At 61.1% G+C, this 13751-nt stretch carries 12 protein-coding genes, 1 tRNA gene, 1 other RNA gene and 1 pseudogene; 5 read left to right on the top strand and 10 right to left on the bottom strand.

What is annotated here, in order from left to right; translation table 11 throughout:
* Positions 1–290 precede the first annotated feature (290 nt).
* Together D0N36_RS12905 and D0N36_RS12910 are read right to left on the bottom strand one after the other, a co-directional pair.
* Positions 291–1100: a M48 family metalloprotease gene (locus tag D0N36_RS12905; RefSeq protein WP_116942108.1), complete on the bottom strand. Its 810-nt coding sequence runs from the start codon at positions 1098–1100 to the stop codon at positions 291–293.
* A 66-nt stretch (positions 1101–1166) separates the two neighbouring features.
* Positions 1167–2294 (bottom strand): DegT/DnrJ/EryC1/StrS family aminotransferase, encoded by a 1128-nt coding sequence (locus D0N36_RS12910; RefSeq protein WP_190242660.1) that lies wholly within the window; start codon positions 2292–2294, stop codon positions 1167–1169.
* Between the two features lie 228 nt (positions 2295–2522).
* Between D0N36_RS12910 and D0N36_RS12915 the strand changes: the two genes are divergently transcribed.
* Positions 2523–3416 carry a DUF6565 domain-containing protein gene (locus tag D0N36_RS12915; RefSeq protein ID WP_116942110.1) on the top strand — a complete coding sequence of 298 codons (894 nt, stop codon included), beginning with the start codon at positions 2523–2525 and terminating at the stop codon, positions 3414–3416.
* 120 nt (positions 3417–3536) lie between these two features.
* Here D0N36_RS12915 and D0N36_RS12920 read toward each other — a convergent pair whose 3' ends face one another.
* From D0N36_RS12920 to ffs, 5 genes are all read right to left on the bottom strand, one after another.
* Positions 3537–4427, bottom strand: a complete 891-nt coding sequence (locus D0N36_RS12920) for a glycosyltransferase family 2 protein (protein ID WP_116942111.1) — start codon at positions 4425–4427, stop codon at positions 3537–3539.
* 122 nt (positions 4428–4549) lie between these two features.
* Complete coding sequence (locus D0N36_RS12925) at positions 4550–5248, bottom strand: cell division ATP-binding protein FtsE (RefSeq protein WP_116942112.1); 699 nt, start codon at positions 5246–5248, stop codon at positions 4550–4552.
* Positions 5249–5384: 136 nt separating this feature from the next.
* Entirely contained in the window at positions 5385–5588 is a 204-nt protein-coding gene (locus D0N36_RS12930; protein ID WP_116942113.1) for a fructose-6-phosphate aldolase, read from the bottom strand.
* A 104-nt stretch (positions 5589–5692) separates the two neighbouring features.
* Positions 5693–6349 (bottom strand): fructose-6-phosphate aldolase, encoded by a 657-nt coding sequence (gene fsa / locus D0N36_RS12935; protein WP_116942114.1) that lies wholly within the window; start codon positions 6347–6349, stop codon positions 5693–5695.
* Between the two features lie 238 nt (positions 6350–6587).
* An RNA gene (gene ffs / locus D0N36_RS12940) (signal recognition particle sRNA small type) lies at positions 6588–6684 on the bottom strand.
* Positions 6685–6964: 280 nt separating this feature from the next.
* On the opposite strand from ffs, the pseudogene guaA reads away from it, so the two are divergent.
* A pseudogene (gene guaA, locus D0N36_RS12945) lies at positions 6965–8496 on the top strand (glutamine-hydrolyzing GMP synthase).
* Between the two features lie 224 nt (positions 8497–8720).
* Here guaA and D0N36_RS12950 read toward each other — a convergent pair.
* Together D0N36_RS12950 and D0N36_RS12955 are read right to left on the bottom strand one after the other, a co-directional pair.
* A complete protein-coding gene (locus tag D0N36_RS12950) occupies positions 8721–10649 on the bottom strand; it encodes a DUF4153 domain-containing protein (protein ID WP_116942115.1) in 1929 nt (642 codons plus the stop codon).
* A 131-nt stretch (positions 10650–10780) separates the two neighbouring features.
* Positions 10781–10862, bottom strand: a tRNA-Leu gene (locus D0N36_RS12955).
* Positions 10863–11110: 248 nt separating this feature from the next.
* Between D0N36_RS12955 and D0N36_RS12960 the strand changes: the two genes are divergently transcribed.
* Entirely contained in the window at positions 11111–11617 is a 507-nt protein-coding gene (locus tag D0N36_RS12960) for a low affinity iron permease family protein (protein WP_116942116.1), read from the top strand.
* 61 nt (positions 11618–11678) lie between these two features.
* On the opposite strand, the gene D0N36_RS12965 is transcribed toward D0N36_RS12960, so the two are convergent.
* The gene (locus tag D0N36_RS12965) at positions 11679–12305 is read right to left on the bottom strand and encodes a Dps family protein (protein WP_116942117.1); all 627 of its coding nucleotides are present in this window, start codon (positions 12303–12305) and stop codon (positions 11679–11681) included.
* Between the two features lie 129 nt (positions 12306–12434).
* Here D0N36_RS12965 and D0N36_RS12970 point away from each other — a divergent pair, with 129 nt between their 5' ends.
* Positions 12435–13160, top strand: a complete 726-nt coding sequence (locus D0N36_RS12970; RefSeq protein WP_190242661.1) for a VIT1/CCC1 transporter family protein — start codon at positions 12435–12437, stop codon at positions 13158–13160.
* A 59-nt stretch (positions 13161–13219) separates the two neighbouring features.
* Positions 13220–13741 (top strand): MOSC domain-containing protein, encoded by a 522-nt coding sequence (locus D0N36_RS12975; protein ID WP_116942118.1) that lies wholly within the window; start codon positions 13220–13222, stop codon positions 13739–13741.
* Positions 13742–13751 lie beyond the last annotated feature (10 nt).

Below are 13751 nucleotides of genomic sequence, written 5' to 3' on the forward strand. Positions count from 1 at the left end.
GGCCCGAGGGCGGGGGCGGAGTCCCGGTGGGGCGGGTAAAACGAATCAAATCATCGAGAACACAGTACATTGCAACGGTCTGTTCGCGCATGGTCGGCAGGGCTTGAAGGGGTCGAATACTTCAAACTTAGTCTGTTCACGCCGAACAGACTTTTTTTGGCCTTATTTATACCTCGCAACTTGGGTTAGCTATTTTCCTCATACCAAATGCCCAAAACCGGGTCTAATGCCGAAGTCGGCGAGTAAGGTGGTCTCGCTCCAAAGGAGTACCCTCCGGTCCCGGACGTGCGCTACAGCACCCGCTTCAGCTCTTCGAAGTTCTTGTTGCTCACGGTGCGGCCGGTGCAGCCCAACTGCTGGGCGCTACGCTGGATATTCTGGACGCGCGCGCCGGGGTTGGGGTGGGTGCTTAGGAACTCCGGGGAGCGGGCGCCGCCTTCTTTTTCGGCTTTAATGAAGAAGCCGGCCGCGCCGTCGCAGGCGTAGTAGCGGGTGCCGTTGAGGTAAATGGTCGAGTACTTGTCGGCCTCGATTTCATAGCTGCGGCTGAACTTGAGCTGGCCCAGGCCGGCGGCAATCTGCACGAGTTGGCCGTTGGAGCGGTTGCCCAGCAGCAGCCCCAGGAGCATAGTGGTACCATATTGCTTCTGCATTGTCTGAGTACTGTGGCGGCGGTCGGCGTGGGCAATTTCGTGGCCCAGCACCCCAGCCAGCTGGTTCTCGTTGTCGAGGTACTTAATCAGCCCCGAAAACACGTAAATGTGGCCGCCAGGCGTAGCAAAGGCGTTCTGCGTCTTGTCGTCCTTGATGATTTTCACATCCCACGGAAACTCCTTGCGGTACTTGATCTGGCCGCTGTCGAGCACGCGCTTTACCACGCCGTCGAGCAGCTGGTAGGCGCGCGGGTTACCGGAGCGGCTCAGCAGCTGGCCCTTGGCCTGATAGAGCGAATCAGTCTGGCGCGCCACTCGGGCCCCCAGCTCGATATCCTGCTGCACCGAGAAAATATTGAAGCCCTGCGCAGGCTTGTTGATGGCGGCCGTGGTAAGGGAAGCCACGCCGGCCAGCGGCAGTAAAATAGTCAGGAAGGAAGCGCGCATATGCGAAAGAATCAGGAGGAAAAAATTAGAACTGCCAGCGCGGAGAGAAAAAACCGGGCCAAGCCGCTATTCCAATCCGGCCAGCCCCGCCCGCACCTGCGCCGCTACGTAGGCCACCTGCTCGTCGGTAAGTGTGGGGTGGATGGGCAGCGAGAGAACCGTGCGGCACAGGCGCTCGGCCACCGGAAACTGCCCGGCCCGGTAGCCCAAGTACTCGTAACCGGGCTGCAGGTGGTTAGGCAGCGGGTAATAAACGGCCGTGGGCACGCCCCGCACCGCCAGAAACGCTTGCAGCGCATCGCGGCGGCCGGGCTTGTCGGCTAGGGTAAGTGTGTACTGGTGGAAAACGTGCGTGCTGCGCGGGTCGCGGGCCGGCACCGAAAGGCCCGGCAGGCCGCCGAGCAGCGCATCGTAGCGGGCGGCCACGCGCTGGCGGGCGGCGGTCCAGGCGGGCAGGTGCGGCAGCTTCACGCGCAGCAGAGCCGCCTGTAGCGTATCGAGGCGGGAGTTGAGGCCCACATGCTGATGGTGGTACTTGCGGGTCTGGCCGTGGTTGGCTAGCTGGCGCAGGTAGTCGGCGCGCCCGGCATCACGCGTAAACAGCGCGCCCCCATCACCAAAACCACCCAGGTTTTTGCTCGGGAAGAACGACGTGGTACCCACCTCTCCCACCGTGCCCGCTACCCAGATGGCCCCATTTTCAGCCCGAAACGTAGCTCCAATGGCCTGGGCATTATCTTCGATGAGCGCCACGCCGTGCTGGTCGACCAGCTGGCGCAGGGCAGCCAGATCGGCGCACTGCCCGAACAGGTGTACGGCCACGATGGCGCCGGTGCGGGGCGTGAGAGCGGCAGCTACAGCCTGCGGGTCAAGGTTGAAGGTGCCAGGCAGCACATCGGCCGGCACGGGGCGCAGGCCCAGCACGGCGGCGGCTTCCAGGGTGGCTACATAGGTGAAGGCCGGCACAATGACTTCGGCCCCGGCCGGCAGGTTTAGGCTCATCAGGGCCAACTGCAGCGCGTCGGTGCCGTTGGCGCAGGGCACCACGTGCGGGCCACCCAGATACTGGCTCAGCTCCTCAGCAAACTGCCCCACGGCCGGCCCCTGAATAAAGGCGGCCTCGTGCAGACAGGCGGCGGCGGCGGCCATCAGCTCGGCTTGCAGTGGGGCGTGCTGGGCTGGTAAATCGAGCATTTGAATGGGGACGGATGGCACGGCAGGCAAGGGCGAAACAGACAAAGGCAAAATCAAAAAAAAAGCAACCGGAGTGGTAAATATACAGCGCGCCACACCGGACTGTGCCCAACGTACCCGCACCCCAAACCACCGCAACCGCAGGTTGCAGGTTTGCGTTAGACCCCAAAGGCTCCGGCCATTTTTGCTCTCTCCGGCAACTTCCCTTTCCTCTTTAAACCCACTCTTATGCTTCGCAAAACCCTCACCATCCCGGCCTTATCGGCCTTGCTGCTGGCCGGCGGTATGTTCACGCAAACCAGCTGCAGCAACGCTCAGCAAACCGAAATGGCCGCCGATAAAGACCAGGCCTACAACGATTTTCAGACCTTCGTTTCCGACGCCGAGACCAGAGCAGAAGCTGCGGCCAATGCAACCGAGGAGGACTACAACCGCGAAACAACCCAGATGAAGGCCGATTTCGACAGCCGGGTGGCAGCCGTAGACAAATACGCCGACCAGTATGACGACACGCGTCGTCAGGAAATCGAGCAGCTGCGCAATCGCTACACCACGGCCTATGATAAGCGCGAGGCCTCCTGGACCAGCCGTTCGGGCATGGCTTCGGCGGGCGAAATGCAGTTGGGCAAGTACTACAAGCGCAGCTCGCCGGCCACCCGCGTAACGGCTGCCAACGCCCGCCAGACGTACGAGTCGTTCGTTAATGATATCAAGCAGAACGAGGACAAATACGACATCAACGACTGGCGCAACATCAACGCTGAGTGGCGGGCGCTCGATGAGGCCTACGACAAAGTAAAAGGCGACATTCCGGTTAATGATCTGGCCGAGATTCAGAAGGAAAAGCTGAAGTACGCCGCCTTCAAATCATTCGATAAGGCCGAAGCGCGCACAGCACAGGGAGCCGACGCCATTGGAGGCGCGGCCAATGAAGTAGCCAACGAAACCCAGGACGAGCGCTCGGCCGTAGGTCGTGCCGTCAGCAATACCGCTTCCGATGTAAAAGAGGCGGGTAAAGACGTTGGCAAAGGCGCCGCCAACGTGGGTAAGAAAGTAGGCGGAGCCGTGAAAGGTGCCTACAAAGAAGTGAAGTCGGAAGTTAAAAACACCGACAACGATTAATTCGCAGCCATCAGCACAAGCGTAAAAGCGCCGGCTCTTCTTCGGAAGGGCCGGCGCTTTTACGTTGGTTCCGCTACGGCTATCCTACCGAATTTCAGGTTACCTCACCGCCGGTTCCGTTCAGCGCAGCTCAGTCAGCAGCCAATAGAGCTTGAGCGCGTCGAGTTGGCGCAGGCTGGGGCGGGCCGAGAGCAGGTTGCGCTGCACCTGGGTTTGGCGCAGGCTGAAGGTGGTACGCACGGCCTCGCTCAGGCCCCAGCGCTGCAGGCGCAGGGCGGCCCCCAGTAGGCGGGTATCGGCCCCCAGGCCCTCGGCGCGGTAAAGCTGCACGAGGTTGCGCACGGCGTCGTGGGTTTTCTGCAGAAATACCGGGGCGGCTTCCAGGCCGTCGTGCAGCACGGGGTTGTCGAGGTGGCATACGGTTATGCCAGCGCGGCGCAGCAGCCAGCCGAATTTTGTGTCTTCGTGGCCATAGCGCGTGAGGCTTTCATCAAGCCCCAGCTCCCGGAAAATGCTAGTCTGGATGAGTAGGTTGTTGAGCGTGAGCTGGCCGTGCTGGGCGCGCTGGCGCACGGCGGCCGGGCGGGCTTCGCGCCGGCAGCCATACAGCCAGCGCAGGTGCAGGGCGGCATCGGGCGGCGGGCTGGTTTCGTAGCAGGTACCGCCCACCAGCACTGGGGCCAACTGGCGGGCCGCCCGGTAGCGGGCCAGAAACTGGTCGTCAGGCAGGCGGCTGTCGTTGTCGAGCAGCAGCAGCCAGGCATAGCGTGCGGTGGCCGCCAGCTGGTTGCGGATGGCCGCCCGGCCCACATTGCGCTCCAGTTCGGCATACACCACGCCGGGCAGCTCGGCCAGCTCGCGGTTCAGCACCCGGAACGATTCCTGCGAGCCATCGTCGAGGCAGCGGATTTCGACGGGACCGTGCCAATCGGGTACCTGCGCCAGCAACGCGCGCACCAGCGGCCGCACATCGTGGTTAAACACCGGAATCAGCACGGAGAGCCCAATCATGCGCGACGGGTAGGGGCTTGCGGGTGGGAAAGTGGCAGGTGGGCAAACTAGCTGCCTACCATTAGAGGCCCAATCGGCCCGATTGGTTGTCAGCGGAAGCCGTTTTTTTGGGCCGAACGGGCTTAGCTCAGCGCAAAGGGCGTAACGGCCGAGTCAATCAGCTGGCCCTGCTCGCACTTCAGCACCCGGTGCGGGTACTGCTCGATGAGCTGGTAGTTGTGGGTGGCCATGAGCACGGCTGTACCGGCGTTGTTGATTTCCACGAACAGCTTCATAATGCTGTCCGATACGTCGGGGTCGAGGTTGCCAGTGGGCTCGTCGGCCAGCAGTAGTAGCGGCTCATTCAGCAGGGCGCGGGCAATTACCACCCGCTGCTGCTCGCCACCCGAAAGCTGGTGGGGCATTTTGCCGGCCACGCTGGCCAGCCCCACGCGCATGAGCACCTCCGATATGCGCTGCTGCTTGCGGGCCTTGCCTTTCCAGCCGGTAGCGTTAAGCACGAACAGCAGGTTATCGGCCACCGAGCGGTCGAAAAGCAGCTGAAAATCCTGAAAGATGATACCCAGCTTGCGCCGCAGGTAGGGCACTTTGTCGCTGCCGCTGCTGCCCATGCTGCTGGGCAGCCCGAAGCCCACCACCGAGCCGGTACCGGCGGGCAGCGGCAAATCGGCGTACAGCGTTTTCAGCAGCGAGCTTTTACCTGAGCCCGTGCGGCCCACCAGGTAGGCAAATTCGCCCTTTTCCAGCGCAAACGTCACCTTCTGCAGTACCGTGTTCACGTCCTGCATAATGTAGGCGTCGTGCAGCTCAATAACGGTCATAGTGTGGGAGTCTTGGGATGAGTCTGTCATCCTGAGCGTGCGAAGGACTTATACAGAAGCTATAAACTGAAATCAGCTTGGCTGTATAGGTCCTTCGCAGGCTCAGAATGACAAACCCTCACCGAATGTCTAAAGACTAGATTTCCAGCTTCTGCAGCCGGCCGAATTCGAGGCCGCTGATGACGCCAGCCAGCTCGGTTTCCTTGCCTTCGAGACCGTAGCGGTGCAAATCCTTCAGCGGCCGGTCGGCCCGGAAGTAGGCAATGAGCACAAATTCCTGGTCGCGCAACTGAATGTAGTCCGGAATCTTGGCCTTGCCCTTTACTTTGATGATGTACATGATGGGGGCTTGCGGTCTTGGTTTGTTGGGGCCTTGGATGACGTTCCTGCAGAAAGCTGTTGAACGTCATCCAGGACCCCAACAAACCAAAACCCTAAAATCCCTTAGGCATTTACTTTCTTGTGGTCGGCTAGGAAGGTAGCCAGGCCTTTGTCGGTGAGCGGGTGGTTAAGCAGGCCCATAATAACGTTCAGCGGGCAGGTAACCACATCGGCACCCAACTCGGCGCACTGAATCAGGTGGGGTACGTGGCGCACCGAGGCGGCCAGCACCTGCGTGGGGTAGCCGTAATTGCTGAAGATGTCCACAATCTGCTGCACCAGCTGCAGGCCGTCGTGGCCGATATCATCGAGGCGGCCCACGAAGGGCGACACGTACGTAGCGCCGGCTTTGGCAGCCAGCAGAGCCTGCCCGGCCGAGAAAATGAGCGTGCAGTTGGTCTTGATGCCTTTGTCGGAGAAGTAGCGAATGGCTTTAATGCCTTCCTTAATCATGGGCACTTTCACCACGATGTTGGGGTGCAGCTCGGCCAGCGCCTCGCCCTCGCGAATCATGCCCTCAAAATCGGTGGCAATTACCTCGGCCGACACGTCGCCGTCTACGATTTCGCAAATCTGCCGGTAGTGGCTCATCACGGCATCAGTGCCTTTGATGCCCTCTTTGGCCATCAGCGAGGGGTTGGTGGTCACGCCATCAAGTACGCCCAACTCTACGGCTTCCTGAATTTCCTTGAGGTTGGCGGTATCGAGAAAAAACTTCATCAGATCACGGATTAGCGCAGATTTTAACGGATTTCACGGGTTTTGGAAACAGTTGTCCACTCGCCCGCTACGCGTCCGGCGCCGGCAACGGCCGGCGTTGCAAAGTACGTAAAAACAAAAAGGCGGCCCAAATAGGCCGCCTTTTATGTTTTACTGAAATTATTCGCCAGCAGCTATTGCTGACACTTATATAATGAGAGAAGCCCGACCACGAAAACCGTGCTAATCCAAAGTGCAAAAAAAAGCGAGCCAAAATCGCACCGCTCAACCACCTACCCTTGCTACCTTCCGGTCCTGGGGGAATTTAGTAGGAGCTGGTCGTTCTGACTCGCCATGACAAAGGTAGCTACAGTTTCGCTGGCTTCTGCCTCGGCCACCGAAATTTTGCCGGCCCGGCCGTTATGCGTAAGGCTATCAGGCCGTTTATTTGTCGTGGCGGTATTCCGAACCTGCTTCTCGGGGCCGACAGGTCTGTTTTTCTATTGAACGAAGCCCCAAGGTTGATTCGTTGCTGGGTGCCCGGCTGCTACAGCAGGTTTGCCAGGCCGAAAGCAGGTGCCGAAAAAAAGGGCGGGCGGGTGCGGCGGGTCTGGAATCGGAGCGCTACTTTTGCCTATGCCTGAACAAATTCTTATCCTCGATTTCGGTTCGCAATACACCCAGCTCATTGCCCGGCGCATTCGGGAGCTGAATGTTTACTGCGAAATTCACCCGTTTACGCACGCCCCGGACCTCACTGAGGACATCCGGGGCGTCGTGCTTTCGGGCTCGCCCTGCTCGGTGCGCGACGCCGACTCGCCCAACCCCGACCTGAGCGCCTACCTAGGCAAAGTACCGGTGCTGGGCGTGTGCTATGGCGCGCAGCTGCTGGCCCACCAGCAGGGCGGCGAGGTTCTGCCGGCCACCATCCGCGAGTACGGCCGTGCCCGCCTCAGCCACATCAACCAGCACCACCCGCTGCTGCACGGCCTGGCGCCCGGCTCGCAGGTATGGATGTCGCACGGCGACACGATTAAAACGCTGCCGGCGGGCTTCCTGGCCATTGCCGGCACGCCCGACGTGGCCGTGGCCGCCTATGAAATTGAGGGCCAGCAGACCTACGGCATCCAGTTCCACCCCGAAGTGACGCACTCCACCGACGGCAAGCAGCTGATGCGCAACTTCGTGGTGGACGTGTGCGGCTGCGCTCAGGACTGGACGCCCGAGCACTTCGTGGACAGCATGGTAGCGACGCTAAAAACCACCATTGGCGAGCAGGATCAGGTAATTCTGGGCCTTTCGGGCGGGGTCGATTCGTCAGTGGCGGCGCTGCTGCTGCACCGCGCCATTGGCGAGCGGCTGCACGGCATTTTCGTGAACAACGGGCTGCTACGCAAGGACGAGTACGAGGAAGTGCTCCACTCCTACCGCGACCTGGGCCTGAACGTGCGCGGCGTGGATGCCAGCGCCGAGTTCTATAAAGCTCTCGAAGGCCTCACCGACCCTGAGCAGAAGCGCAAGGCCATTGGCCGCACTTTTATCGAGGTGTTCGACCGCGAGGCCCAGCGCGTAGACGGGGCCCGTTGGCTGGCCCAAGGCACAATTTATCCCGACGTGATTGAGTCGGTGTCGGTGAACGGGCCGGCGTGACCATCAAGAGCCATCACAACGTGGGCGGCCTGCCCGATAAGATGAACCTGAAGATTGTGGAGCCGCTGCGGGCCTTGTTCAAGGATGAGGTGCGTGAGGTGGGCGCGGCGCTGGGGCTGCCGGACCACATTCTGCACCGCCACCCCTTCCCCGGCCCCGGCCTGGGCATCCGCATTCTGGGTGACGTCACGCCCCACAAAGTAGACCTGCTCCAGCGCGCCGACGCCATCTTCATCAACGGCCTCAAAGAGCACAACCTTTACGACGCGGTGTGGCAGGCCGGCGTGATGCTGCTGCCCATTCAGAGCGTAGGCGTAATGGGCGACGAGCGCACCTACGAGCAGGTGGTGGCCCTGCGCGCCGTAACGAGCGTGGACGGCATGACGGCCGACTGGGCCCACCTGCCCTATGAGTTCCTGGCCGAAGTCAGCAACCGCATCATCAACCAGGTGCGCGGCATCAACCGCGTGGTGTACGACATCAGTTCGAAGCCACCAGCTACGATTGAGTGGGAGTAAAGTAGAAGTGAGCTGAGGTTTGGCGTAGGGTGCGGGGCTTAGCTGCCCTGCCTTTTGGTTGGCCTCGCCCGCCGTTGAACGAACCGTTAGAACACGAATCTGGGCCTACGACAGGCAACGGTTTCTGTTTAACGTGAAGCGTTCTGACAGCGGGCGGGGCCAACCATAGGACAGCGCAGCTAAGCCCCGCACCCTACGTCGTTCTGCGCCGCCCCGGCATTGGCTTACCTCACCTCCAGCAGCGCGCGGGCCGAGTAGTTGTAGCGCACCGTGTCGCCTCGCTGCTCGCGGGTTAAATCGTTTAAGTAGAGTTGCAGGGTGAGAGTTGGGCTGGTGGCGCGGAGCGTAAGGTTTTTGGTAGTTAGGTTGACCCGGTAGTCGGCGGGGTTGCGGCCATGGACAGTGGCCAGCGAATCGGCCAGCGCGCCCGGCGACACGGCCAGCCGCTGCTGCCACTGGCCAGGGCCCTGACGCTGCTCCAGCACCAGCTGTTGCCCGAAACGAAGCACCCGCAGCCGGAAACTGCTATTATCTGCCAACGGAATCCAGACCACCGGCTTACCAGCCGCAGCGAACCCGTTGTACTCGTACACGTTGATGTCGTTGATCCAATAGCGGCCGTTGCCCAAGTCGTACACTTCATTGGTATCGCCACTTCTTTCCGTCCCGAAGTTCACTCGCTGGACTGACTCGCGGGAGTCCTTTTCGGTGGCGTAGCGCGAAATCCGGTCGTAGCCCGTAAGCGTGAATGGGCGCTCCTTCCAGTCGGTTCTTGGTAGGCGCTGCTGCTGCCGCGGAAGGTTACGCATCGAATCGGGCGGCGTGAGCGAGGCCGCGAATAGCGGCTGAAGCCGCGGTAGCGCGTCACGGTTGGCGAAAAATTCAAAGACGGAGCTTAGGCGTTGCCGCGCCTTGAAGGGCAGATTCGGCTGCCGCTGGGCCGCGCCGTCGAGGTGGCCGTTTTGCAGTAGGTTGAACTGCTGGCTGAGGTCGCGCAGCTGCCCGAGCTGGCTGCGCTCGGCCACGGCAAACGCACCCCAGGGTCCGCCGGCGGCCAGCAGCGCCAGCAGCCCCAGCGAGGCCGGAATCCAGATGATGCCCTGGCCCCGGCGCCACAGAAAGTACGCGGCCATGCCCAGCAGCCAGCCGGCCAGCAGTAGCACGAAGTAGCGCTCCTCCGTAATGCCGTACTCGCTGATGCGGGTGCCGATGGCCACGGCCAGCAGCCCCAGCAGCGGAAACAACGCCCGGTAGAACCAGCGGGCAAACGTGCTTATCCAAGCATTTTCGGCCGCCTGACGGATGGGGTGAATGAGCAATAGCGCGAAGATGCCGGCCACCGCCAGGGCCAGCACCAGCACCGAAACCCAGCCCTGCGGCAGCGTCCAGGTGAGCAGAATGCGGCCCAGGTAGGCGTAGAGAATCGCGAAATAGAGCACAACCAGCGGCAGCAGCACGAACTGGGTGAACACCTTCAGGCCCTTGGGGTAGGGCGCCGGCTGCTCCAGGGCCGCAAAACTAGCGGGCACGCCGGCCAGGAAAAACCAGGTGTTGAACACCGTGGCCAGCCCCACGAACAGGTAACCGTACCAACGGCCGTCCAGCTTCACCCCAAACAGGTTATCAATGGCCAGCAACGCCAGCGCGCAGCCCCCGAACAGCACACCCGAATACAGCCCCGCCGTGAGAATGCGCAGGAACAGCGTTTCGTTATAGCGCCAGAAGCCCGGCGTATCGGCCGCGCCGCGCAGCTCGGCCAGGTAGGGACCGGCCGCCACGGCCAAGTGGGCCGCCAGCAGCAGCAGCACTAGCCGCAGGACCCAGATGAGGTTGGGCTCGGCAGGCGCCAGCGCGTACCAAACCCCTAACAGCCCCAGTCCCCCCAATTGCACAACTGCATGTGTGCCCGGTCGCCACCCGTACCGCTCGGCCATGAGGGCCAGGGCCAGCGTGAGCGGTAGCCCCAGTCCCGCCGCCGACAGCAGTGGAAACAGCCATGACAATTCGTTTTCCTGCGGACCTGCGGACGTATCGCGCTGAATTAGGTAGAAACCCGCGCCGCACAGCACGAAAGCGCACAGCAGCGTGAGTGGGAAGCGACGGGCCACCCGGGCCGTTTCGGCCGCCAGGTGTTGCAGGGAAGGCAGTTGCATGGTGAAGGCGGGGAGAAATGTAGTTTGCCGCGCCAAGAAAGCCAAAGTTTTTCGGCCACCCTCAACTCCTGGCCGGCCCAGAAACAAAAAATCCGCCCCGGCCAAAGCCGAAGCGGATTTTCCTGCAAGAGTGCGCGCGGGGAGATTCGAACTCCCACACCCGAAGGCACCACCCCCTCAAGATGGCGTGTCTACCAGTTTCACCACGTGCGCAGTTGTTGGCAAGCACTCTTTCTTATTCGAAAGCCGAAGCCTCCGGACTCGCTGAGGCGGCGAATCGATGACAAAAGTAGGGGGTCGGAAGTCAGGGTGCAAGCACGGACCGCGTTTTTCCGTCAGATAATGCATCGGCACACTGCTTAGGGCTCATTGTCAGGCGTAAAAATTTCGTTCCGCATTCATTTAATGGACTTATATTTAGTAATAACTCCTGCTTCTGCCGCCTCTCCTATCTTTCTCGTATGCAGCCCCCTTCTTCCGTAGCGCCGGCGGGCACCACGCACTTTTTTGCCAGGTTTGCCGCCAGAGTCACCACTTGGTCGGGCAGCACGGCGGCCTTTTGCCTGGCGCTGTCTACCATACTGGCCTGGGCCGCTACAGGGCCGCTGTTTCATTACTCCGAAACCTGGCAGCTGGTCATCAACACGAGCACCACGATTGTCACCTTTCTGATGGTATTTCTCATTCAGCGGGCCCAGAACAAAGATTCGTTGGTGCTGCACCTCAAGCTCAACGAGCTACTGGCATCCCATAAAGGAGCCAGCAACCGCCTCATCAACGCGCAGGATTTTTCGGAGGAGGAAATCCACATGCTCCATAACTACTTCTGCCTGCTGGCCGAAAAGGCACGTCGGGACCACAACCTCGGCCGGACGCATTCGGTAGAGGAAGCCGAGGAAAACCACTTAAAAAAGCGCCGCCACCGCCGCCACCGTCGGGGCGGCCAGCCCACACTTCCTGCTGAATAAGCGAAAAAGGCCTCTTCCCACAGCGGGAAGAAGCCTTTTTCACTTACTCAGCAGGCAATACTTATTCGGAACGAACCAGCTGTGTGTCTACCATGTGCTCCGACACAAACCACACCTGTAGTTCGTTGGTCCGCATCACATCGCTTACCACCACGTCGTTGGTGCCATCGTCGCCGGCCTCATCGGCCTGTTTGGCATAGTCGTGGCAGTTTTTGAGGATGATCTGGTGCGCCTCAAGCAGGCGCGACACCTGAATGGGGGCCTCCTCCCGGTCGCGGGGCGTACGCGGAATAGTGGTCAGCTCGGCCACATCGTGGGCCATGGCAATGGCCACGCCGCCCAGAATCTGGATGCGCTCGGCAATGGTATCCACAATAGTGCTTTGCTCCTCGTAGTGCTTGTCGTAAAGCAGGTGCAGCTGGTAAAACGTGGGGCCTACTACCTGCCAATGATGCTTTTTGTACATGTCGCGCAGCGTCATGGTGTCGGCCAGCAGCTGGTTGAGCTGGGTTACACTCTGCTGACGCGTTTTTTCGTCGAGGCCAATAGGCAGCCGCTGCGATACGGTGCCGTACTTCTGGAGCGGCTTGGGCGCATCGAACTGCTGGTTGAGGATGGGCTGGATGCTGGACGCAGGGCCTTTGGTTTTAGCGCTTTTTGCCGTGGTGGTGGCGTTTGATTTAGCCATAAGTAAAGAGGTCAGAAAAAATCAGAGAATAATGCCGGCACGAATCCGTCCGGTTGGTTTAGCATACGTAGGACGTAGGCGTAGGTTAGTTATCCGGTACACGTTTTATCCTCTTCCTAACCGTTGCGTATGCCACACCCGCACATCCACCCACACGACGAAAGCCACCTGAGCAGTTCGGCCATGCTCCAGGATATTGTTATCGGCCTTGCCGACGGACTGACGGTGCCGTTCGCGCTGGCCGCCGGCCTGAGCGGGGCCGTAGACTCATCGGGCCTTGTGATTACGGCCGGGCTGGCCGAAATAGTGGCCGGCTCCATTGCCATGGGCCTGGGGGGCTACCTGGCCGGCCGCACCGAAGTGGAACATTACGATTCTGAGCTGAAACGCGAGTACGCCGAAGTAGCCACCGTGCCCGAGGTAGAGCGGGCCGAGGTAGACGAGTTACTGGCCGAAATCGGCCTGTCGGAAAGCACCCGCGCCCTGGCCGTGCGCGAGCTGACTGCCGACCCCGACCAATGGGTACGTTTTATGATGAAGTACGAGCTGGGCCTCGAAAAGCCCGACCCACGCCAGGCGCCCAAAAGCGCCTATACCATTGCCGGGGCCTACGTGGTGGGCGGCCTGATTCCGCTGAGTGCCTACTTTTTCACGCCCACGCCCACCGAAGGCCTGATCTGGTCGGCGTTGATAACGCTGGTGTGCCTGCTGGTTTTCGGTTACCTGCGCAGCCGCCTCACCGGCCAGCCGCCCGTGTGGGGGGCACTCAAAATGGCCGGCGTCGGCTCGCTGGCTGCCGGGGCGGCCTACGGGGTAGCCAAGTTAATTGCAGGTTGGGATTTTTTAGGGTTGTAGATTGGGTTGCACGGAAAAGCTGCCCATCGTTCTGAGTTTTCAATTTCTGCGTTTACAAAATGCCCTTTCCTTTCTTCGGCGACGATAAATCGACCATTGCCCGGCTGCTGGGCACGCTGCCTCAGCAAGGCCGCATCGAATGGATTGGCCTGCGCCCGGTTCGGCGCGAAGCCATGCTGGTGGCAGCAAAGGCCGAGGCTGAAACCGACCGCCACCTGCTGGGCGACCATGCCCGCCCCCGCCCCGGCGGCAAGCGTCAAATCACCCTCATTCAGCACGAACACCTGGCCGCCGTGGCAGGCTTTCTGGGTCTGCCCGGGCCGCTCGATCCGGCCCGGCTGCGCCGCAACCTGGTAGTGAGCGGCCTGAACCTGCTGGCCCTGAAAAACCGGCAGATCCGCATCGGTGCCGAAGTTATTCTCGAAATTACGGGGGAGTGCCACCCCTGTTCGCGCATGGAAGAGGAGCTCGGGCCCGGTGGCTACAACGCCATGCGCGGCCACGGCGGCCTCACTGCCCGCATCATCCAGGGTGGCCTCATCCACGTCGACGATGCGGTGGCCGTGTTGCCCCAGCCCTAACCGCAGCCGG

Origin of the sequence: Hymenobacter lapidiphilus, assembly GCF_003417065.2 — a bacterium.
GTDB lineage: Bacteria > Bacteroidota > Bacteroidia > Cytophagales > Hymenobacteraceae > Hymenobacter.